This window comes from Pseudoxanthomonas sp. Root630, assembly GCF_001427585.1.
Lineage (GTDB): Bacteria > Pseudomonadota > Gammaproteobacteria > Xanthomonadales > Xanthomonadaceae > Pseudoxanthomonas_A.
On the sequence record NZ_LMGY01000012.1, the window covers coordinates 824,765 to 845,195 of the forward strand.

The following is a 20,431-nucleotide window of genomic DNA, read 5'->3' on the forward strand; positions in this document are numbered from 1 at the left end:
CGCCGTCGTATCCGAAGACCGGAGGGCGCCATGAGCACGCAATCCCCACGCAGGCCGCTCGCGCTGGCCATCCACGGCGGGGCAGGCGTGATCGACACGGCGACCCTGGGCGACGCCGCCGCGCAGCGCATCCACGCGGACCTTGATCGCGCACTCGACGCCGGCCATGCCGTGCTGGCCTCCGGCGGGAGTGCGCTGGATGCGGTCGAGGCCGCCGTCTGCGTGCTGGAAGATGCGCCCCACTTCAATGCAGGGCATGGCGCGGTGTTCACCGCCGACGGCCGCCACGAACTCGATGCGTCGATCATGGATGGCCAGCACCGGCGGGCCGGCGCCGTCGCGGGCATCGCTGGCGTGCGCAATCCCGTGCGGCTGGCGCGACGCGTGCTGGAGGATTCGCCGCACGTCTTCCTGATCGGGGCCGGCGCGGAACAATTCGCCGATCTGCATCCGGACATCGAGCGCGTGCCGAACGACTGGTTCTCGACCGAAGTGCGCCGGCTGCAACTGGTCGAAGCACAGCGGCAGGAACAGCAGGCGTGGGAGGCCAGCCAGGACCTGCGGGGGCGTTACTTCGGCACGGTCGGTGCGGTCGCGCTCGACAGCCGCGGCCATCTGGCGGCGGCTACATCGACGGGCGGCATGACGAACAAACGCTGGGGGCGCGTCGGGGATTCGCCGCTGATCGGTGCGGGCACCTGGGCCGATGCGCATTGCGCCGTGTCCTGCACGGGGTGGGGCGAGTACTACATCCGTAACGTCGTCGCCCATGACATCGCCGCGCGCGTGCGGTACCGCGGCGACCGGCTGCGCGATGCGGCCGAGGACGTGGTGCTGGGCGAAGTCCCCGCGCATGGCGGCGACGGCGGCGTGATCGCACTCGACCGCGACGGCAACGTGGTGCTGGTCCTCAGTACGCGCGGGATGTACCGCGGTTGGATCCGTCCCGACGGCAGCCGCGGCACGGCCATCCATCGGGACGACTGAGTATCGGCATCAATCTGGCGGGACGCGGATGAGCCGCCGATGCTGTCGGTGTAGCGCCGCCAGCGGGTCCAGGCGTTGCGCCAGTGCGGGGTCGAAGATGCGGTTGATCATGCTGGAAGCGTCGCCGCGCAGGCGTCGAGTCTCCTCGCAATCCGTGTCGCATTCCAGCGCTAGAACCTGTTGCGATGCGAGTCGTTCTCATGGCTACCGGTGCCATCGCAGCCGTCCTTTTGCAGGACGCAAGTGTGAGTCAAATTTGATATCTAGAACCGAAATTACAAGCTAGATTCGACCCACTGCGCCATTAGGCGCGGCAACCACAACACTCGGAGTCGGATCGGTTTATGAAGAAGAATCGCATGGCGGTATGGGTGGGATTGGCGCTTGTGGCCATGGGGGCGGCGCAGGCGGCCAGTGCGGGCGGCAGGCCCGACCTGGTGATCAAGGGCCTGAAGGAAGGCAAACCCCACGCCAGCGGCGAGTTGCTCGTGAAGTACCGCGATGGCGCGGTATCGGCCGACCGTGAGGCGGTGGTGCATGGCCTGGGTGCGCAGAAGCTGGACACGGTGCGCCGCGGCAACGGCCGCAGCGGCGAGATCGCGCTGCTGAAGCTGCCGGGCAACATCGACCTGTCCGCCGCCGTGCAGGCGCTCAGCGCCGATCCGGCCGTGGAGTACGCCGAGCCGAACTGGACCTACCAGCACAATGCGGTTTCCAACGACACCTACTCCACCAACGGCTCGCTGTGGGGCATGTACGGTGATGCGGGCACGCCCGCGAACGCCTACGGATCGCAGGCGTCCGAAGCATGGGCCGCCGGCCACACCAGCTGCGGCAACGTCGTGGTCGGCGTGATCGATGAAGGCATCTACTACACCCACGAAGACCTGGCGGCCAACATCTGGACCAATCCCTACGATCCGATCGATGGCGTCGACAACGACGGCAATGGCTATGTCGACGACGTGCGCGGCTGGGACTTCGACGGCAACAGCAACGACATCAATTCCGGTGGCGCCAACGACGACCACGGCACGCATGTGTCGGGCACGATCGCCGGCGTGGGCGGCAACGGCAAGGGCGTGGCCGGCGTCTGCTGGAGCGGCGTGAAGCTGATCAGCGGCAAGTTCCTGGGCCGTCGCGGCGGCAACACCGCGAACGCTATCAAGGCCATCGACTACTTCACCGACCTGAAGGTCCGTCATGGTCTGAACATCGTGGCGACCAACAACTCGTGGGGCGGCGGCGGTTTCTCGCAGGCTCTGCAGGACGCCATCACGCGCGCCGGCAATGCGGAAATCCTCTTCATCGCGGCAGCGGGCAACGACGCCTACGACAACGATGCGACCGCGAGCTACCCCTCGAACTACCCCAACGCCAACATCATCGCCGTTGCATCGACGACCAGCACCGGTGGCCTGTCCAGCTTCTCGCAGTGGGGCCGGACCACGGTGGACCTGGGTGCGCCTGGTTCGGGCATCTGGTCCACGGTACCCAAGTCGTCCAAGGGACAGTTGGTTTCCGGGTATGCGAGCTACAACGGCACGTCGATGGCCACGCCCCACGTGACCGGTGCGGCGGCCCTGTATGCCTCCACTCGTCCGGGCTCGACTGCGGCCCAGATCAAGGCGGCGATCCTCGGCGCGACCGTGCCGACACCGTCGCTGCAGAACAAGACCGTGACCGGTGGACGCCTCAACGTGAGCGGGTTCTGACGGAACATCCGCGTGGAACGAAGAAGCCCGGCATTGCCGGGCTTCTTTTTTTTGTGCGGACGGGGTTACTTCAGATAGGGGGCGATCACACGCTGCCAGATGACGTAGCCGGCACGGTTCATGTGCAGCCGATCCTCGATGAACAAGGATTCGTCAGGCTGGCCGCTGGCGTCGAGCATGGGCGTGAAGATGTCGATGTAGTCCACGCCCAGGCGCTTGGCTTCCGCCGCAATCAACGTGTTCGCCTCGCGCTGGACGGACAGCAGTTGCGCGCGCGACGGGCTGGGCTTGTTGCTGATGTAGGCGATCTTCGTCTTCGGCAGGTCGCGGCGCACGCGTTCGACGAACGCGATGAAGTCCGCATGCAGTTGCCGTGGCGTGCGCCCCGCGTTGAGGTCGTTGTCGCCGGCGTAGATCAGGATCTGCCGCGGCGCGTACGGCACGACGATGCGGTCGGCATACCAGGTGCTGTCGCGCAGCTCGGAACCGCCGAAGCCGCGGTTGATCACCGGCACGCCCGGAAAGTCCTGCGCCAGCGTGTCCCAGAAGCGGATCGACGAGCTGCCGATGAACAGCACCCCCCCGCGCGGCGGCGGCGACTGCGCGTCGGTGGCCTCGAAGCGCTGCATGTCGGCTTCCCAGGCCGGGTTCGAGACCTGCTCCGGGATGCGTGGCGTCGCCTTGGCCGCCGTGGGCGCTGCAGCGCTGGGTGTCGTGGGCGGGCCGCCGCTACAGGCGGCCAGCAGGGCGATCAGCGAGGCGGCGATCAGGGGCAGGCGGACGGAATTCAGGAAGGGCACGGGGGGAAGGGCTCCTTGGACACGGACGGGCCCTAGTGGACCAGCCCGTTCCCGGGGATGCAAACCACGCCGCCACGACCGGGGAGTGCCTTGTGGCAAAATTGCGCCCTTGGCGTGCTGACTGCGCCGGCTCCACCCGATACGTCCCTTCGCTGGCTCCGGCTTCGGCCCGACCCGCAAGGGCCGATGCGTGACCCCTTCCGCCTCTACCCGCCCCATGGCAGACGAAACCGGACACCTCCCGCGCGGCCCCGGCCGCATCCTGAAAGCCACCGTCTGGTCCCTACAGGGCCTGCGCGCGGCCTGGATACACGAATCCTCGTTCCGCCTCGAGGTCTACCTGCTGGTGGTCATGGCGCCGCTGGCGCTGTGGTGGGGCGACACGGGTCTGGAGCGCGCCGTGATGATCGGCAGCTGCCTGCTGGTGCTGGCGGCTGAACTGCTGAATTCCGCGGTGGAAGCGGTGATCGAGCGCTACGGCCCGGAACACCACGAACTCGCCGGACGCGCCAAGGACATGGGCTCCGCCGCCGTGTTCGTGCTGATGATGAATGTGTTGCTGTGCTGGGCGCTGATCCTCGCGCCGCGCTACCTCTGAACTCCTGATCTGAACCTAGGTACCCCCCGATGATGGAATTGCTTACCGATCCGCAGGTGTGGATCACGCTGGTCACGCTGAGTGCGATCGAGATCGTGCTGGGCATCGACAACCTGGTCTTCATCTCCATCGCGGTCAGCAAGCTGCCGCCGCACCAGCGCGAAGTGGCGCGCAAGTTCGGCATCGCGGTGGCGTGCATCACCCGCATCCTGTTGCTGCTGACGCTGGCCTGGCTGGCCGGCCTGACCGCCGACCTCTTCACGCTGTTCGGCCAGGGCATCTCGGTGCGCGACCTGGTGCTGATCCTGGGCGGCGTGTTCCTGCTGGTGAAGGGCACCAAGGAAATCCTGGAGCTGGTGAAGGGCGAGCCCGACTCGGAAGACGTGCATACGCGTCCGGCCGCCTCGTTCGCCGGCGTGATCGCGCAGATCGCGGTGATCGACATCGTGTTCTCGCTGGATTCGGTGATCGCGGCCGTCGGCATGGCCAACCACACGCCGGTGATGGTGGCGGCGATCCTGTTGGCCGTGGCGGTGATGCTGCTGGCGGCACGTCCGCTGGGCCAGTTCATCGACAACAACCCGACCATCAAGATGCTGGCGCTGGCCTTCATCGTGGCGGTGGGTGCGTATCTGCTGCTGGACGGCTTCGAGCTGCACATCCCGAAGGGCTACCTGTACGGCGCGATGGGCTTCTCGGCCGTGGTCGAGTGCCTCAACCTGTGGGCGAAGAAGCGCGCCAACCAGCGCATGCTGCGCGAATAACGTCGCGTTCCCCGGTCGTGTTGCGAAGGGCTCCCTCGGGAGCCCTTTCTTTTTCACGGAAGCCTAACGAAGCTCAGCCCGTGTGACGCGAGCGCCTGCTTGCGCCGTCATGGGCAAGGTGCTGCAATCGGGGCGTCCGTCCCAAGGAGTGTCGTGCCATGCGCCAGGTGTCGCGTCTGTGGTTGCTCGTCGTGCTGACCGCGCTGTTGTCGGGCTGCGGTTACAACGCCATCCAGCAGAAGGACGAAGCGGTGAAAGCCGGCTGGTCGGAAGTCCTGAACCAGTACAAGCGCCGCGCCGACCTGATCCCCAACCTGGTCAAGACCGTGCAGGGCTACGCCCAGCAGGAACGCCAGGTGCTGACCGACGTCACCAATGCCCGCGCGCGGGTGGGGCAGATCCAGGTCAATGCCGACGATGCGGCTTCGCTGGCGCAGTTCCAGCAGGCACAGGGCGAACTTTCCAGCGCGCTGTCGCGCCTGCTGGTGGTGACCGAGAACTACCCGAACCTGAAATCCGACCAGTCCTTCCGCGACCTCCAGGCGCAACTCGAAGGCACGGAGAACCGCATCACCGTCGCCCGCGGCCGCTACATCCAGACGGTGCAGGACTACAACACCTACATCCGCCAGTTCCCGCAGGTGATCACCGCCAAGGTCACCGGCGCCAAGGAGAAGCCGAACTTCACCGTCGAGAACGAGGCGGCCATTTCCGAAGCGCCGGCCGTTGATTTCGGCACGCCGCCGCCGGCCGCACCGCAGGCGCCCACACCGCCGCCGCCGCCGTCGCCCGGTAACTGATCCGCGCCCATCGCCCCCATGCTGCGCGCACTGGCGTTCTGCCTGCTGCTGGTCGCCGCGCCCGCGTGGGCGCAGTCGCTGGCGGCCATTCCGGCGCTGGATTCGCCGGTGGTCGACACCACCGGCACGCTGGACGCGGCGCAGAAGCAACAGCTCGAGCAGCAGGCACTGGCGTTGCAGCAGCGCAAGGGCAGCCAGCTGCAGGTGTTGATCGTGCCCAGCACGCAGCCGGAAGACATCTTCGACTACACCCAGCGCGCGTTCGACCAGTGGAAGCTGGGGCGCAAGGGTGTCGACGACGCGGCGATCCTGGTGGTCGCCAAGGACGACCGGCGCGTGCGCATCCATACCGGCTACGGCCTGGAGGGAGCGATCCCCGATGCCATCGCGAACCGCATCATCCAGGAGTACCTGGTGCCGAAGTTCCGCACCGGCGACTACGCGGGCGGCATCATCGACGCCACCGGCGTGATGGTGAAGCTGATCGATGGCGAAGCGCTGCCGGCGCCCGTGAGCACCCACCGCGGCAGTCCGGGGGGCGGACGGGGTGGTGACTGGTTCTTCGCGTTGTTCGCCGCGTTCATCGTGGCGACCATCGTGCGCGGCATGTTCGGCCGTGCCCCGGCCGGCTTGCGCGGGCTGTTCACGGGCGGTGCCGCCGCGGGCGTGGCGCTGTTGCTTTCCTCATTGATTCCGGCCGGCATCGCCGGCGTCTTCGGCCTGCTGTACGGCCTGGCCTCGGTATCGACGCGCGGTGGTTATGCCCGGCACCGCGATTGGGGCGGCTGGGGTGGCGGCGGTGGAGGCTGGGGCGGGGGTGGCTTTGGGGGAGGCGGAGGTGGCTGGGGCGGAGGTGGCGGCATGTCCGGAGGCGGTGGCGCCTCGGGGAGCTGGTGATGCGCCTGCTGCGCCATCTGTTCGCGCGTTCGGCCCGGCGGCTGTTTCCCGAGGACAGCCTGCACCGCATCACCGATGCGATCGCGGCGGGTGAGCGCCTGCATCGCGGCGAGGTGATGTTCGCGGTGGAATCCAACCTGCCGCCGAGTGCGGTGATCTCGGGCGTGGAGCCGCGGGAGCGCGCGCATGACGTGTTCGTCCGCTTGCGCACCTGGGATACCGAAGCCAACAACGGCGTGCTGATCTACCTGCTGCTGGCCGACCACCGCATCGAGATCGTCGCCGACCGCGGCCTGGCCGGTCTCGTCAGTGACGCCCAATGGCGCGAGGTCTGCCAGCTCATCGAGACGGGCATGGGCGAAGGCCGGGCCGAACAGGCCGTGCTGGACGGCATCGCCGCGGCATCCGCCCTGCTGGCGCGGCATTTCCCGCAGCAGGCGGGCGACACCGACGAGGATGAGTTGCCGAACCGCCCGCATCTGCTGGATTGAGCCGGAACGGTCTGGCGCGCACGCAGTCATCCACGCGCGGGCAGGGTGGGGCAAAATAGCCCATCTCCACCGGCCACGCCGAGGCGCATGATCTACCTCCACCAGATCGATCCGATCATCTTCTCGCTGGGGCCGGTCAAGCTGCACTGGTACGGCCTGATGTACCTGCTGGCTTTCGTCGTGGCGTGGTGGCTGGGCCGCATGCGCGCGTCGCAGGGGCGCCTGCCCGGCGTCAATGCCGATGCGTTCTCCGACCTGATGTTCTACGCGATGCTCGGCGTGGTGCTGGGCGGGCGCATGGGATACGTGTTGTTCTACGGCTTCGGCACCTTCCTCGACAATCCGCTGTCGATCTTCAAGGTGTGGGAAGGCGGCATGAGCTTCCACGGCGGCCTGCTCGGTGTGATGGCCGCGGCACTGTGGTGGTCGCGCAAGCATCGGTTGCACTTTTTCGACACGATGGATTTCGTCGCGCCGCTGGCCGCGCCCGGGTTGGGCTTCGGCCGGCTGGGCAATTTCATCGGCGCCGAGTTGTGGGGCAAGTACACGCACGCCAACTGGGGCGTCATCTTTCCCACCGATCCGGCGCTGCGAAACCTGGATGCACTGCAATTGAAGGCGCAATACGCCGCGGGCGCGTTGAATCAGTTCGCGCGCCATCCTTCGCAGCTGTACCAGGCCTTCCTCGAAGGGCTGGTGATGTTCGTCGTGCTGTGGACGGTCTCGCGCAAGCCGCGGCCGCGCTACCTCGTTTCGGGCCTGTTCGCGCTGATGTACGGCGTGTTCCGGTTCCTGATGGAATTCGTCCGTGTACCGGACGAAGGGCATTACGTCGCCTGGGACTGGCTGACCAAGGGCCAGGTCCTCAGCGTGCCGCTGGTGCTGCTGGGCCTGTACCTGCTGTGGCTGTCGCGCCGTGCGCCAACGCTGCAACCCGTTGTTCCCGCGCCGGTCGCCGGCAAGTAAACCGTGAAGCCCACTGCCGGAGACCAGGCATGAAGCAATACCTCGACCTGCTGCGCCACGTGCTGGAGCAGGGCGCCGAGAAGTCCGACCGCACCGGCACCGGCACGCGCAGCGTGTTCGGCTGGCAGATGCGCTTCGACCTCAACGAAGGCTTCCCGCTGGTCACCACCAAGAAGCTGCACCTGCGCTCGATCATCCACGAACTGCTGTGGTTCCTGAAGGGCGAAACCAACATCGCCTACCTGAAGGACAACAAGGTCAGCATCTGGGACGAATGGGCCGACGAGAACGGCGAGCTGGGGCCGGTGTACGGCAAGCAGTGGCGCAGCTGGGAAGGTGCGGACGGCAGGACCATCGACCAGATGCAATGGCTGGTGGACGAGATCAAGCGCAATCCCGACTCGCGACGCCTGGTGATCAGTGCCTGGAACGTGGCCGAACTGCCGAAGATGGCGCTGATGCCGTGCCACTCGCTGTTCCAGTTCTATGTCGTCGACGGCAAGCTCAGCTGCCAGCTCTACCAGCGCAGTGGCGACATCTTCCTCGGCGTGCCGTTCAACATCGCCAGCTATGCGCTGCTGACGCACATGGTGGCGCAGGCCTGCGGGTTGGGCGTGGGCGACTTCGTGCACACGCTCGGCGATGCGCACCTGTATTCGAACCACTACGACCAGGCGCGCGAGCAGTTGGCGCGCGAACCGCGCGCACTGCCGAAGTTGCACCTCAATCCCGAGGTCAACGATCTGTTCGGCTTCACCTTCGACGACATCGAGATCCTTGGCTACGACCCGCACCCGGCGATCAAGGCGCCGGTGGCGGTCTGACCCGATGCGCATTTCGCTGGTCGTCGCCCTCGACCGCCATCGCGCCATCGGCCGCGACAACGACCTGCCGTGGCGGTTGCCGGATGACCTGAAGCGCTTCAAGGCGCTGACGCTGGGCAAGCCGGTGTTGATGGGGCGCAAGACCGCCGAATCGCTGGGGCGTGCATTGCCGGGCCGCCTGAACCTGGTGCTGACGCGTCGTGGCGTGGTGCCGTTCGAGGGCATGCAGGCCGTCGCGTCGGTCGAAGACGCACTGGCGATCGCCGAGGCGGAGGGTGCAGGGGAGTTGTGCGTGATAGGCGGCGGCGAAGTCTATGCGCTCACCCTGGGGCGTGCCGACGTACTGCATCTGACCGAGGTCGATACCGTGGTGGAGGATGCGCATGCATTCTTCCCGGCCTTCGATCCTGCGGAATGGCGGGAGGTCGCGCGCGCGCCGCACCCCATCGACGCGAAGCACGCGCTGGCGTTCGACTTCGTCGAGTACCAGCGTCGCTGAGCCGCCCACCCGCAGGCTGGGATGAAGCGAAGCGCAATCCCAGCAGCGCCATCTTCGACCGAGGCGATACCGGATGCTGGGTTTATCAACCCAGCCTACGGAGGATCGCGAGCGTCCAGCACCCGTAGGCTGGGATGAAGCGAAGCGCAATCCCAGCAGCGGGATCTTCGACCGCGGCGATACCGGGTGCTGGGTTTATCAACCCAGCCTACGGAGGATAGTGAGGGTCCCGCATCCGTAGGCTGGGATGAAGCGAAGCGCAATCCCGGCAGCGCGATCTTCGACCGAGGCGGCACCGGATGCTGGGTTTATCAACCCAGCCTACGGAGGATCGCGAGGGCCCCGCATCCGTAGGCTGGGATGAAGCGAAGCGCAATCCCAGCATCACCCTCTTCGACCGAAGCGGCACCGCGCGCTGGGTTTATCAACCCAGCCTACGGAGGATCGTGAGGACCACGCATCCGTAGGCTGGGATGAAGCGAAGCGCAATCCCGGCAGCGGGATCTTCGACCGAGGCGATACCGGGTGCTGGGTTTATCAACCCAGCCTACGGAGGATCGTGAGCGCCCCGCATCCGTAGGCTGGGATGAAGCGAAGCGCAATCCCAGCATCACCCTCTTCGACCGAGGCGATACCGGGTGCTGGGTTTATCGACCCAGCCTACGGAGGATCGCGAGCGCCCTGCATCCGTAGGCTGGGATGAAGCGAAGCGCAATCCCGGCAGCGCGATCTTCGACCGAGGCGATACCGGGCGCTGGGTTTATCAACCCAGCCTACGGAGGATCGTGAGCGACCTGCATCCGTAGGCTGGGATGAAGCGAAGCGCAATCCCAGCATCACCCTCTTCGACCGAAGCGGCACCGGATGCTGGGTTTATCAACCCAGCCTACGGAGGATCGTGAGCGCCCTGCATCCGTAGGCTGGGATGAAGCGAAGCGCAATCCCGGCAGCGCCATCTTCGACCGAGGCGATACCGGGCGCTGGGTTTATCAACCCAGCCTACGGAGGATCGCGAGCGCCCTGCGTCCGTAGGCTGGGATGAAGCGAAGCGCAATCCCGGCAGCGCGATCTTCGACCGAGGCGATACCGGGCGCCGGGTTTATCAACCCAGCCTACGGAGGATCGCGAGCGCCCAGCATCCGTAGGCTGGGATGAAGCGAAGCGCAATCCCAGCGCGTCGCCGTGCCATTCGACGTTATCGGGATGCGCCGGATGCCATGTCCGTCGGCTGGCGGTAATGGCCGATGATCGCGTGATCGAACAGGAGGTCGTCTTCCTGCGTGCCTGCGCTGATGTTGTGCAGGATCAATGGTGTGCCGTCGCGACTGCGCCTGTCGGACACGATGCCGATGTGCAGCAGGCCGCTACCGCTGAGCTTCCATGCCACGATGTCGCCTGCCGCGAAATCGTCTGGCGATCGTCCGATGGCCTGTTCCCATCCGTGCCGCTCGAACCAGCGCATCTGGTTCGGTACCCGGCGGTGGTCGATGTTGCGGTCGGTGCGGCTCAATCCCCATTGGCGGGGATACAGGTCGAAGTGCGCCAGCATGTCGTCGTGGATGGCCTGCTGCAGGTCGAGGCCTTGCGTGCGCAGCGCGCGGATCACCACGTCGGTGCAGACCCCGCGGTCGGCGGGTACGTCGCCGCCGGGATAAGGCAGGCTGAAGTAGGTGGGGTCGTAGAGACGGACCACGCCGATCTGTGCGCGTGCCGCGGACACCAGTGGCGGGGAGACCGCAGGTGGCGTGTCTTCCACGGTCGCCGGGGGTGCGCCAGGCGCGACGGCGACCGGCGTGTCATTGCGGCACGCCGCGAGCGCCAGCACCACCACGCACAGCGTCGGGAGCCGTGCCAGCCGCATGCTCAATCCTTGGGTAATTCGCCCTTGGGCGGCGGCGGCACGTCGCGCCCTGCCACCTGCACGAGGCGGACATCGTCGGTGTCCAGCTGCAACGCGGTGAGTTTGCCGCCCCAGACCGCGCCGGTGTCGATCGCATGCACCCCGTGGCCGATCATCAGGCCGAGCGTGGACCAGTGGCCGCAGACGATCTTCAGGTCGCGCTCGGCGCGGCCAGGCACTTCGTACCAGGGATACAGCCCCTGGGCCTGCCGGCCCGGCGCGCCCTTTTCCTCGATCGCCATGCGCCCGCGCGGCGTGCAATAGCGCATGCGGGTGAGCACGTTGATGATGGCGCGCGAACGGTCGTGGCCGGACAGGTGCGGCGCCCAGTTCGGCTTGTCGCCGTACATGTTGCGGAACAGCTTGCGGTAGCCGTTGCCGTGCAGTTGCACCTCGACTTCGCGCGCGTGCTTCTCGGCCAGCGTGGTGGTCCACTTCGGCGCCAGGCCGGCGTGCACCATCATCCAGCCCAGGTCGCGGTCCACGTGCAGCAGTTTCTGCAGGCGCAGCCAGTCCAGCAGCATGCGCGCGTCGTCGGCCAGCACCACGCGTTGCAAGTCGGGATTGACCTTGCGCTGCTCATCCGGCGAACGTTCGCCGATCGCCAGCAGGGACAAATCGTGGTTGCCCAGCACGACGACGCTGTGTTCGCGCAGCGAATGCACCAGGCGCAGCGTCTCCAGCGACTGGCCGCCGCGATTCACGAGGTCGCCGCAGAACCACAGCCGGTCCTGCGCCGGATCGAAGCGGATCTTCTCCAGCAGCCGCTGCGTCGCGTCGTAGCAGCCTTGCAGGTCGCCGATGGCCCAGACACTCATCGCGCCAGGGCCTCAGTGCAGCGTCCGCGGAACGGACAGGGTGAAGGTGGCGATGGGGGCGTCGAAGCGGGTGCCGTCGTCGGCGAGCATGTCGTAGCGTCCCTGCATGGTGCCCAGCGCGGTCTCGAGGACGGCGCCGGAGGTGTAGCGGAAATCCTCGCCCGGCCTCAGCCAGGGCTGTTCGCCGACCACGCCTTCGCCGTGCACTTCCTGCACCTTGCCGTTGGCGTCGGTGATGACCCAGTGCCGGCGCAACAGTTGCGCCGGGACGCTGCCGCGGTTGTGGATGCGGATGGTGTACGCGAACACATAGCGCCCGTCCTCGGGCGCGGACTGATCGTCCAGGAAACGCGTGGCGACGTCGACGTCGATGGCGTAGTCGGGGGAATCCATGCGTTCAGTGTATGCAATGGCACGTCAAAGCGGAAACAACGCCGGTTTCCGCGCGATCAGGGCGCGTCGGGCTGGTTCGCCAGGCGGATGAAGTCGGGGACCGCCACCTGTTCGGCGCGCAGGTCGGGACGCAGCCCGGCGGCTTCGATCTGCTCGGTGGTGCAGGTGCCGGACAGCGCGTTGCGCAGCGTCTTGCGACGCTGGCCGAAGGCGGCACGCACCACGTCGGCGAAGCGACGATGATCGTGGAGGCCCACCTGGTCCGCCGCACGCGGCACCAGGCGCGCCACGGCCGAATCCACCTTCGGCGGCGGACGGAACGCGCCCGGCGGCACGACGAACAGGCTGTCCACGCGGCAGTAGGCCTGCAGCATCACGCTGAGGCGTCCGTACACCTTGCTGCCGGGTTCGGCGGCCATGCGGTCCACGACTTCCTTCTGCAGCATGAAGACCATGTCGCGGATGGAGGCCGCGTGCTCGATGGCATGGAACAGGATCGGCGACGACAGGTTGTAGGGCAGGTTGCCGACGAGACGCAGCGTGTCTTCGCCCGCGAGCTTGCCGAAATCCACGTCCAGCACGTCCTTGTGGATGATGGTGAGGCGGCCCACACCCTCCGAGGCCTCCATCAGCGGCGTGATGAGGTCGCGGTCGAACTCGATGGCGGTCAGCTCGCCGTGCTTGCGCAGCAGCGGGAAAGTGATGGCGCCCTGGCCCGGACCGATCTCGACGAGGCGATCGCCGGGCTGCGGGTTCACCGCCATGACGATCTTCTCGATGTAGGCGCGATCGGTCAGGAAGTGCTGGCCGAGGGACTTCTTGGGGGGAGCCTTGAAATGCGACATGCGCGGATTATGCGGGAACGCCGCGGGCCGCGCGGTATCGGCGTGCGTCAGCGCGCGCGGCGGGTCGCCGCGATGCGCGCACAGGTGGACACGGCGGCGAACAGGCTGGACGGGTCGGCGATGCCTTTGCCGGCAAGGTCGAGTGCCGTGCCGTGGTCGACGGCCACGCGCGGATAGGGCAGGCCGAGCGTCAGGTTCACGGCCTGCTCGAAGCCGCTGTACTTGAGCACCGGCAGGCCCTGGTCGTGGTACATCGCCACGACGGCGTCGAAGCCGCGCAGCTTCTGCGGCAGGAAGGCGGTGTCTGCGGGCAACGGGCCGACGAGTTCCAGTCCATCCGCCCGCAGCGCGTGCAGGACGGGTTCGATGACGTCGATCTCCTCGCGCCCCAGATGCCCCGCCTCACCGGCATGCGGGTTGAGTCCGAGTACGGCGAGTGTCGGGTGGGCGATGCCGAAGTCGGTGCGCAGTGCGCGGTCGGTGATGCGCAGCACCTCTTCCAGGGCACTGGCCGTGATGGCATCCGGCACGTCGCGGAGCGGCAGGTGGGTGGTGGCCAGCGCCACGCGGACGATCTCGTTCGCCAGCATCATCACTACCGGCAGGCCGGCCTGTTCGGCGAGCAGCTCGGTCGTGCCGCTGTACGCGATGCCGCCCGCGTTGATGGCGGCCTTGTGCACGGGGCCGGTGACCAGGCCATCGAGCTCGTCGGCCAGGCAGGCGCTGGCCGCGTTCGTCAGGGCATCGATGACGGCACGCGCATTGCGTGGATCGGTGTGGCCGAACGTATTCGGCGCGGTGTTGGGGACTGGACGCAACCGCAGGTCGCCAGGGCGCGCGGCAACAGCGTCCTCTTCGATCAGGTGCAATGGCAGCCCCAGCGCCTCTGCGGCGGACGTGAGCGTAGCCGCGTCCGCGAAGGCAAGCAGGGTGCAATCGGTGCGCGGCTGCTGGGCCAGCCGCACGCAAAGCTCAGGGCCGATGCCCGCCGGCTCGCCCGGCACCAGCGCGAGCCGAGGCAGCATGTCAGCCGCCCGGCGTGGTCTCGGCGCGGTCACCGGTGCGGAAGCTGACGTAGGCTTCGCCACGCAGTTCCTGCAGGTAGCGGTTGTACTCTTCTTCGGCCTTGCGGCGACCGATCGTCTCGCGGACCTGCGCGCGGCGGTTCTGGTCGGTCACATCGGTCTGGCGGCTTTCGACACGCTGCACGATGTGCCAGCCGGCATCGGTACGGAACGGCGCGCTGACCTGGCCATCCTGCAGGCTGGTCACTTCCTGGCCGAAGGCAGGACCGAAGGCATCTGCCGGGAACCAGCCCAGGTCGCCGCCGTCCTCGCGGCTGTTGGCGTCCTCGGTGGACTCCTTGGCGACCTCGACGAAATCCGCGCCGCCGGAAATGCGGGCGCGCAGGGTGTCGATCTTGGCCTTGGCCGCTGCGACATCCTGGGTAGGGGTGACGCGGACCAGGATGTGGCGGGCGTGGAACTCGGTCACGTTGCGCTTTTCGGCCTGCGCGGCATCACGTACTTCCACCAGCTTGAGCAACTGGAAGCCGCTGGGACCACGCAGCGGGCCCACGACCTGTCCCGGGCTCATGCTCTTGAGCAGGTTCGCGAATGCGGCGGGGATCTCATCGACGCTACGCCAGCCCAGGTCGCCGCCTTCCAGCGCGTTGGGGCTGTCGGAATAGCGGACGGCGGCTGCGGAGAAGTCCAGCTCGCCCTTGTCGATCAGCGCCTTGATGCCGTCGACCTTGCCCTTGCCGGTATTGATCTGCTCGGCGCTTGCGCCGTCCGGCAACCCCACCAGGATATGCGCCAGGTGGTATTGCGCGCCGGTGGCCGCCTGCGCTGCGATCGCGGCGTCGACTTCGCCCTCGCTCACCTGCACGCGACTCTGCGCATAGCTCTGGCGCAGGCGCTGGATGGTGATCTCGTCGCGCAGCGAACTGCGGAACTCGGCGAAGGACATGCCGTCGGCCTCGAGCCGCTGGCGCAGGCCGTCCACCGTGGTGCCGTTCTGCTGGGCGACGGCATTGACGGCGTTGTTGAGTTCGGCGTCGCCGATGCGGATGCCGCTCTCGGCGGCGCGCGCCACCTGCAGCTTCACCAGCACGAGGCGCTCCAGGACCTGCCGCTCAAGCACCGCGCGCGGCGGCAGCTGGCCGGGCTGGTTGGCGTACTGGCTGATGACGTTCTGCACGGCGCGGTCGAGTTCGCTCTGCAGCACGACTTCTTCGTTGACGACCGCAGCGATGCGATCCAGCGGCTGCAGCGATTGGGCCAATACCGGCGTGGCGACCGTGGAGAAGGCCAGCAGACTGGCGATCAGGAGGCGGGAAATCGGCTTGTTCATGGGATCGGATCCGGATCGTAAGAGGTATCGTCCGGTCGCTGCGCGATATTGCTAGGCGGGACGAGATAGAGGTCGTCTCGGTAATAGCCGAGGATAGCACGGCGCAGGGTGCGCTCCGTGTCCTGGCCTGCCGAGCCCAGGCCTTTCAGGACGAATTCGACCTGGAAGCCGGTATTCATGTCGCCCTCGCGGTTGCGCACGTAGCGGCGAACGAGGGCGCGGACGGCGAGGCAGCAACTGTCCCACTGCACGCCCGCCACGCCTTCCAGCAGGCCGGGTTCCTGGTTGGTGGCGGCGTCGCGGTAGAACGAATGGTAGTAGCGACCGACGACGCTCCAGGACGGCGTGACCGGATACAGGAACGAGAAGTCCGCCTGTTCCAGCAGGTCGCGTCGCCGACGGTACGTGATGTTGACCACGCCATCGTCCGGCAGCAGGTAGCGGGCGCGCACGCTGGCCAGATCTTCGCGGCGGAACTTCGGGTCCCACTGGTACGAGGCGCCGATGGTCCAGCGGTCGGTGGGGGCGTAATTGGCGTCGACGACCCACGCCGACTTGCCCTGTTCCAGCGGCACTTCATTGGGGGCGGTGACGCGGCTGTCGTCGAAATAGCGGATCTGGCCGATGCTGGCCGACAGGCGTTCGAAGCCGTCCTTCTGCCGCAGCAGGCGGGTCGTCAGGGCCAGGGTCAGCTGGTTCGCATCCGTCTGGCGGTCGGGGCCCGTGTAGCGGTTGTCGCGGAACAACTGCCCGTAGCTGAAGTTGAAGGGACGGGTATCGAAGATCGGCAGGCCGTCCTGCTCGCGGTACGGCGCGTTGAGGTAGAAGAGGCGGGGTTCCAGCGTGTGCAGGAAGCGATCGCCCTTGATCTCGGTCTCGCGATCGAAGTACACCCCCGCGTCCAGCGAGCCGATCGGCAGGCTGCGGCTGGGTGAGCGGTCATAGAACTCGGCGATCATCGCCGGAGTGAGCTGGTCGGCCGGCAAGCCGTACGTTTCGCCCGCCCGGCTTACCGCGATTTCCTGCGCCAGTTCGGCATCCAGCCGGTACTCGGTGTGCCGATAGGCGAGCGTCGGCGTGACGTACCACGCGGCCCCCTGGAAAGGGAGCGAGATGGTCGGCTTGATGTCGATGCGGCTGCCGCCGGGCTTCTCGTCATGCTGGAACTGCACCGCTTCGGCATGACCGCCCACGCTGATCCAGCGGCTCAACGGCTGGTTCCAGTTGAGGTACGTACGCGGCAACCGGTTGTAGGGCAGCGAGCGTTCGCTGGTCAGGTAGTCGGACAGCTGCCAATGGTCCGCCATCACGCCGGCGGTCCAGAACTCTCCTGAACCGTAAACCCCCGCGGTGCTGGTGACCGAGGAATATGCCTGGCCGTACAGGGAATTGCCGAAATCCTCCTGATAGCGCGCATCGCTCAGCCAGATCAGGTTGGCCCGCGCCTGCCAGTGGCGGTTGAACCGGTGGTTGCCTTCGAATGCCAGGAAACCGCGCCCGTCATCGGGGTCCGGGTTGTTCGGGTTGAGCGGGTCGTAGTCCGCTTCGCCCATGCGGTCGCGGACCAGGTCGTCCCGGGTCATCCAGGTACCCTGGATCTCGCCGCGACCCTTCTCATAGAGGTAGCGGAACTCGGCGCCCATCTGGAACCCGCGCTCGCTCATGTAGCGAGGTTCGAGCGTCGCGTCGTAGTTCGGCGCCAGGTTGAGGTAGATCGGCTGCTTCCAGTCGAAGCCGTTGCGGCCCGACAGGCCGATCGCGGGGTACAGCAGGCCGGTATGGCGCTGGTCGTCGATCGGGAACTTCAGGTAGGGCACGTACAGGACGGGCACCTTGCCCAGCCGGATCGTCGCGCCGCGCGCCACGCCCCAGCCGTCGTCGGTATTGATGTCGATCCGGCGCGAGCGCAGCTCCCAGCGGCGGTCCTGGGGATCGCAGGTGGAATAGGTGGAGTGCTGCAGGCTGCCTTCCGGGCCCTTCATGTCGATGCGGTCCGCGCCACCGTTGCCGCGCCGCGAGACCAGCTGGTAACGCACGTTGTCGATCTGATGCGAGTCGGCACCCTGGTTGCCGCGCGCACTGTCGGCGATCAGGCGGATGCCGGCGTCCTGGTAGCGGATGTGGCCATCGGCGACGTAGGTATCTTTTTCCTGGTCGTATTTCAGGTTGTCGGCGCCGAGGAACTGGTCGCCCCTGACGAGCTGGACTGCGCCGCTGTACTCAGGGTTGGCCTCGGTGCCGGACAGCTGGTCGCCCTCGATCGAGGTGGGCTGTTCCGCCCGTTGCTCGCGCGTCGCCTGGGCGCTGCTGCCCGCGACGGTCTGCGGCGCCTCGCTGAAGACCGGAATCACGTCCTGGACCGGGCACAGGGCCCAGCTTTCTGGCTTCTCATCGTCGGCCAGCGCGGGCAGGCACAGGGCGATGCTGAAGGGCAACGGGAGCAGGCGGAGGACAGGACGCACGCGGTGCTGGGCTCGCTGACGGGTCAAAACGGTCGTTAGCTTGCCCCATCCCCTGCATGCGGGCAATGAAGGCAGGCGGCGCGGTGTCGGGCGGGGTTCAGCGAGGCGGAAGGGCGCGGCGTCCGCGGCCTCAGCGGAGTTCGTCGACGTGCGCGGCCACGGAGTCGCGCAGGGCGTCCAGGTCGTAGCCGCCCTCCAGCATGGAGACCACGCGGCCGCCGGCATGGCGCTGCGCCAGGGTGCGCAGTTGGCGGGTCAGCCAGCCGAAGTCCTCGGTCTCCAGCATCAGGTCGGCCAGCGGGTCCCGCATGTGCGCGTCGAAGCCGGCGGAGATCAGCAACAGCTGCGGCTTGAAGTCGTCAAGCGCCGGCAGCAGTTCGTCCGCCCAGGTGTTCTGGAAGCGGAAGCCCCCGCTGCCGGGCGGCAGCAGCGCGTTGAACACGTTGCCCGCGCCGCGCTCGTACGGGGCACCGCTGTGCGGGTAGATGCCCGACTCGTGGCTGCTGAAGTAGGCCACGCGCGGGTCATTGTAGAAGATCGCCTGGGTGCCGTTGCCGTGGTGGACATCGAAATCCACGACGGCCACGCGTTCCAGTCCATGGCGGTCGCAGGCGTAGGCGGCGGCCACGGCGATGTTGTTGAACAGGCAGAAGCCCATCGCCGTGCCGCTGGTGGCATGGTGGCCCGGGGGGCGCACGGCGCAGAAGGCCGTGGACGTTTCGCCATTCATCACTGCATCGACGGCCGCCACGCCGGCACCGGCCGCACGCAGCGCGGCGGCGGGCGAGGCCGCACACAGGACCGTGTCGGGGTCGAGCATCCGGTAGCCCGCGACGTCCGCGTCCAACACATCGTTCACCAGGGCTTCGTCATGCACGCGGCGGAGGTCGCCGAGCTTGGCGATGGGCGCCTCGCGCCATTCGACGTCGCCGTGTTCGCGGCGCAGCACCTCCAGCACCACCTCGAGCCGCGCCGGGCGCTCCGGATGTTCGGGTCCGGGATCGTGGGCCAGGCAGGCGGGGTGGGTGAAGATGATCACGAGGTCAGCGCGGGGCGTGCCGCCGCTCGTGCTTCCAGAGCACCTCGCCGTGGCCGTCGGCACGGGCCAGCACGCGGGCCAGCACGAACAGCAGATCGGACAACCGGTTGAGGTAGCGGATCGCCTCCGGCCGCACGGCATCGTGGCGGGCCAGGGTGACCGTCTCGCGCTCGGCGCGGCGCACGATGGTGCGCGCCAGGTGGCAGCGCGAGGCCGCCTCGCCCCCGGCCGGCAGGATGAAATCCTTCAGCGGCGGCAGGTCGTCGTTGTAGTGGTCGAGCTGGCGCTCGAGCGCGTCCACGTCCTCGCCGGTGATGGCGGCATGGCCGGGGATGCACAGCTCACCCCCCAGGTCGAACAACTGGTGCTGCACCGTGGTCAGCAGCGTGCGGATGTCCTCCGCCACGCTGGGGACCGCCAGCAGCACGCCGATCGCCGAATTGGCTTCGTCCACCGTGCCGTAGGCGGTGACGCGCGCCGAGTCCTTGCCCACGCGCGTGCCGTCGCCCAGGCCGGTGCTGCCGTCGTCACCGGTGCGGGTGTAGATCTTCGAGAGGCGGTTGCCCATCGTCCGCGCGGGACCGGTCAGTCCGCGGTGCGGCCGTGCGGCTTGGCCAGGCGCGCGACCTGCTCGACCATCACGTGCACGATGACCGCCAGGCCCACGTAGATCGCGGCCACGCGCAGGTACGGCAGGTACCAGTCGCTGAAGTTCTTCCACCAGCCGGCGAAGGTCGGTTCGCTGACGACCGGGCTCAGCCAGTAGAAGCTGCCCTGGCTCAGCAGGTGGCAGACGGTGGCCGAGACCAGCAGGCTGCCCACCAGCAGCGCGAGCGTGCGGCCGTGGCGTGCGGTCTGGTAGCGGCGCACCAGCGCACCGCCGGCCCACATCGCCAGATAGGCGGGGACCAGGAACCAGTACGCTGCGGACACGCAGTAGTGCGTCCAGAAATTGATGCCCTGGCCGCTGATGACCACGTAGTCGACCGCGACCGCTGCCGCCATGAACAGCGGGAACGCCCAGCGCGACCAGCTGCGCAGGTAGTAGCCGCCGATGAAGAACGCCGCCCAGCTGGCGTCGGGCAGCGGCCCGATGTGGCCGAACGTGGTGGGCAGGTGCAGACGGGTGAGGACCAGCAGGGCGGCGACCAGCGCCAGGACGATGGCGCGTTGCGAAGTGGTGTTCATCAGGCACGGTTCCGGAGACTCAGCCCCGCATTCTACCGGAGCCGGCGCGCACCGGGCCGCCGGGTCGGCGCCGCGGGGTGGGGCGCTATC

The 20,431-nt window shown here is 67.5% G+C and carries 20 protein-coding genes and 1 pseudogene; 10 read left to right on the forward strand and 11 right to left on the reverse strand.

All coding sequences use genetic code 11. The annotated features are described in order from the left end of the window. Positions 1 to 30: 30 nt before the first annotated feature. Positions 31 to 987: an isoaspartyl peptidase/L-asparaginase gene (locus ASD72_RS09795; RefSeq protein WP_056879707.1), complete on the forward strand. Its 957-nt coding sequence runs from the start codon at positions 31 to 33 to the stop codon at positions 985 to 987. Positions 988 to 1,331: 344 nt separating this feature from the next. Next, positions 1,332 to 2,702 (forward strand): S8 family serine peptidase, encoded by a 1,371-nt coding sequence (locus ASD72_RS09800; protein WP_056879708.1) that lies wholly within the window; start codon positions 1,332 to 1,334, stop codon positions 2,700 to 2,702. 65 nt (positions 2,703 to 2,767) lie between these two features. On the opposite strand, the gene ASD72_RS09805 is transcribed toward ASD72_RS09800, so the two are convergent. Further along, positions 2,768 to 3,502, reverse strand: a complete 735-nt coding sequence (locus tag ASD72_RS09805; RefSeq protein ID WP_235577985.1) for an SGNH/GDSL hydrolase family protein — start codon at positions 3,500 to 3,502, stop codon at positions 2,768 to 2,770. 217 nt (positions 3,503 to 3,719) lie between these two features. Between ASD72_RS09805 and ASD72_RS09810 the strand changes: the two genes are divergently transcribed. The 8 genes from ASD72_RS09810 to ASD72_RS09845 all read left to right on the forward strand — a co-directional run bounded on the left by ASD72_RS09810 (position 3,720) and on the right by ASD72_RS09845 (position 9,341). Beyond that, the gene (locus ASD72_RS09810) at positions 3,720 to 4,100 is read left to right on the forward strand and encodes a diacylglycerol kinase (protein WP_056879709.1); all 381 of its coding nucleotides are present in this window, start codon (positions 3,720 to 3,722) and stop codon (positions 4,098 to 4,100) included. Positions 4,101 to 4,129: 29 nt separating this feature from the next. Further along, entirely contained in the window at positions 4,130 to 4,864 is a 735-nt protein-coding gene (locus ASD72_RS09815; RefSeq protein WP_056879710.1) for a TerC family protein, read from the forward strand. 158 nt (positions 4,865 to 5,022) lie between these two features. Continuing rightward, positions 5,023 to 5,664 carry a LemA family protein gene (locus tag ASD72_RS09820; protein ID WP_056879711.1) on the forward strand — a complete coding sequence of 214 codons (642 nt, stop codon included), beginning with the start codon at positions 5,023 to 5,025 and terminating at the stop codon, positions 5,662 to 5,664. Positions 5,665 to 5,682: 18 nt separating this feature from the next. Beyond that, positions 5,683 to 6,561: a TPM domain-containing protein gene (locus tag ASD72_RS09825; protein ID WP_056879712.1), complete on the forward strand. Its 879-nt coding sequence runs from the start codon at positions 5,683 to 5,685 to the stop codon at positions 6,559 to 6,561. Continuing rightward, a complete protein-coding gene (locus ASD72_RS09830) occupies positions 6,561 to 7,052 on the forward strand; it encodes a TPM domain-containing protein (protein WP_056879713.1) in 492 nt (163 codons plus the stop codon). The genes ASD72_RS09825 and ASD72_RS09830 overlap by 1 nt, the downstream gene beginning before the upstream one ends. A gap of 87 nt (positions 7,053 to 7,139) precedes the next feature. Continuing rightward, positions 7,140 to 8,018: a prolipoprotein diacylglyceryl transferase gene (gene lgt / locus ASD72_RS09835; protein WP_056879714.1), complete on the forward strand. Its 879-nt coding sequence runs from the start codon at positions 7,140 to 7,142 to the stop codon at positions 8,016 to 8,018. A 29-nt stretch (positions 8,019 to 8,047) separates the two neighbouring features. Next, positions 8,048 to 8,842 carry a thymidylate synthase gene (locus ASD72_RS09840; RefSeq protein WP_056879715.1) on the forward strand — a complete coding sequence of 265 codons (795 nt, stop codon included), beginning with the start codon at positions 8,048 to 8,050 and terminating at the stop codon, positions 8,840 to 8,842. 4 nt (positions 8,843 to 8,846) lie between these two features. Further along, on the forward strand, positions 8,847 to 9,341 hold the full coding sequence (locus ASD72_RS09845; RefSeq protein WP_056879716.1) for a dihydrofolate reductase: 495 nt from the start codon (positions 8,847 to 8,849) through the stop codon (positions 9,339 to 9,341). Positions 9,342 to 10,536: 1,195 nt separating this feature from the next. On the opposite strand, the gene ASD72_RS09850 is transcribed toward ASD72_RS09845, so the two are convergent. The 10 genes and pseudogenes from ASD72_RS09850 to ASD72_RS09895 form a co-directional block, all read right to left on the reverse strand. Continuing rightward, entirely contained in the window at positions 10,537 to 11,202 is a 666-nt protein-coding gene (locus ASD72_RS09850; protein WP_056879717.1) for a DUF1287 domain-containing protein, read from the reverse strand. Between the two features lie 2 nt (positions 11,203 to 11,204). Next, a complete protein-coding gene (locus ASD72_RS09855) occupies positions 11,205 to 12,059 on the reverse strand; it encodes a symmetrical bis(5'-nucleosyl)-tetraphosphatase (RefSeq protein ID WP_056879718.1) in 855 nt (284 codons plus the stop codon). A 12-nt stretch (positions 12,060 to 12,071) separates the two neighbouring features. Next, complete coding sequence (gene apaG / locus ASD72_RS09860; protein WP_056879719.1) at positions 12,072 to 12,452, reverse strand: Co2+/Mg2+ efflux protein ApaG; 381 nt, start codon at positions 12,450 to 12,452, stop codon at positions 12,072 to 12,074. A gap of 56 nt (positions 12,453 to 12,508) precedes the next feature. After that, positions 12,509 to 13,297, reverse strand: coding sequence for a 16S rRNA (adenine(1518)-N(6)/adenine(1519)-N(6))-dimethyltransferase RsmA (gene rsmA / locus ASD72_RS09865; RefSeq protein WP_056879720.1), 789 nt, complete (start codon positions 13,295 to 13,297; stop codon positions 12,509 to 12,511). Between the two features lie 47 nt (positions 13,298 to 13,344). After that, entirely contained in the window at positions 13,345 to 14,322 is a 978-nt protein-coding gene (pdxA, locus tag ASD72_RS09870) for a 4-hydroxythreonine-4-phosphate dehydrogenase PdxA (protein ID WP_056879721.1), read from the reverse strand. Positions 14,323 to 14,341: 19 nt separating this feature from the next. Beyond that, positions 14,342 to 15,652: pseudogene (locus tag ASD72_RS09875) on the reverse strand (peptidylprolyl isomerase); the annotation flags it as partial. Further along, positions 15,649 to 18,114, reverse strand: coding sequence for an LPS assembly protein LptD (lptD, locus tag ASD72_RS09880; protein WP_056879723.1), 2,466 nt, complete (start codon positions 18,112 to 18,114; stop codon positions 15,649 to 15,651). The gene lptD and the pseudogene ASD72_RS09875, both read right to left, overlap by 4 nt. A 130-nt stretch (positions 18,115 to 18,244) precedes the next feature. Then, positions 18,245 to 19,153, reverse strand: coding sequence for a histone deacetylase family protein (locus ASD72_RS09885; RefSeq protein WP_056879724.1), 909 nt, complete (start codon positions 19,151 to 19,153; stop codon positions 18,245 to 18,247). A gap of 4 nt (positions 19,154 to 19,157) precedes the next feature. Further along, positions 19,158 to 19,721: a cob(I)yrinic acid a,c-diamide adenosyltransferase gene (locus ASD72_RS09890; protein ID WP_056879725.1), complete on the reverse strand. Its 564-nt coding sequence runs from the start codon at positions 19,719 to 19,721 to the stop codon at positions 19,158 to 19,160. Positions 19,722 to 19,738: 17 nt separating this feature from the next. Continuing rightward, positions 19,739 to 20,341 (reverse strand): hypothetical protein, encoded by a 603-nt coding sequence (locus tag ASD72_RS09895; RefSeq protein ID WP_056879726.1) that lies wholly within the window; start codon positions 20,339 to 20,341, stop codon positions 19,739 to 19,741. Positions 20,342 to 20,431 lie beyond the last annotated feature (90 nt).

What these genes read in the sequence shown, in the direction of transcription:
- ASD72_RS09850 (WP_056879717.1), bottom strand. Translation starts at nt 11,202, where the DNA reads ATGCGGCTGGCACGGCTCCCGACGCTGTGCGTGGTGGTGCTGGCGCTC.
- ASD72_RS09795 (WP_056879707.1), top strand. Translation starts at nt 31, where the DNA reads ATGAGCACGCAATCCCCACGCAGGCCGCTCGCGCTGGCCATCCACGGC.
- ASD72_RS09825 (WP_056879712.1), top strand. Translation starts at nt 5,683, where the DNA reads ATGCTGCGCGCACTGGCGTTCTGCCTGCTGCTGGTCGCCGCGCCCGCG.
- ASD72_RS09855 (WP_056879718.1), bottom strand. Translation starts at nt 12,059, where the DNA reads ATGAGTGTCTGGGCCATCGGCGACCTGCAAGGCTGCTACGACGCGACG.
- rsmA (WP_056879720.1), bottom strand. Translation starts at nt 13,297, where the DNA reads ATGTCGCATTTCAAGGCTCCCCCCAAGAAGTCCCTCGGCCAGCACTTC.
- ASD72_RS09890 (WP_056879725.1), bottom strand. Translation starts at nt 19,721, where the DNA reads ATGGGCAACCGCCTCTCGAAGATCTACACCCGCACCGGTGACGACGGC.
- ASD72_RS09820 (WP_056879711.1), top strand. Translation starts at nt 5,023, where the DNA reads ATGCGCCAGGTGTCGCGTCTGTGGTTGCTCGTCGTGCTGACCGCGCTG.
- ASD72_RS09895 (WP_056879726.1), bottom strand. Translation starts at nt 20,341, where the DNA reads ATGAACACCACTTCGCAACGCGCCATCGTCCTGGCGCTGGTCGCCGCC.
- lgt (WP_056879714.1), top strand. Translation starts at nt 7,140, where the DNA reads ATGATCTACCTCCACCAGATCGATCCGATCATCTTCTCGCTGGGGCCG.
- apaG (WP_056879719.1), bottom strand. Translation starts at nt 12,452, where the DNA reads ATGGATTCCCCCGACTACGCCATCGACGTCGACGTCGCCACGCGTTTC.
- pdxA (WP_056879721.1), bottom strand. Translation starts at nt 14,322, where the DNA reads ATGCTGCCTCGGCTCGCGCTGGTGCCGGGCGAGCCGGCGGGCATCGGC.
- ASD72_RS09830 (WP_056879713.1), top strand. Translation starts at nt 6,561, where the DNA reads ATGCGCCTGCTGCGCCATCTGTTCGCGCGTTCGGCCCGGCGGCTGTTT.
- ASD72_RS09845 (WP_056879716.1), top strand. Translation starts at nt 8,847, where the DNA reads ATGCGCATTTCGCTGGTCGTCGCCCTCGACCGCCATCGCGCCATCGGC.
- ASD72_RS09815 (WP_056879710.1), top strand. Translation starts at nt 4,130, where the DNA reads ATGATGGAATTGCTTACCGATCCGCAGGTGTGGATCACGCTGGTCACG.
- ASD72_RS09840 (WP_056879715.1), top strand. Translation starts at nt 8,048, where the DNA reads ATGAAGCAATACCTCGACCTGCTGCGCCACGTGCTGGAGCAGGGCGCC.
- ASD72_RS09800 (WP_056879708.1), top strand. Translation starts at nt 1,332, where the DNA reads ATGAAGAAGAATCGCATGGCGGTATGGGTGGGATTGGCGCTTGTGGCC.
- ASD72_RS09810 (WP_056879709.1), top strand. Translation starts at nt 3,720, where the DNA reads ATGGCAGACGAAACCGGACACCTCCCGCGCGGCCCCGGCCGCATCCTG.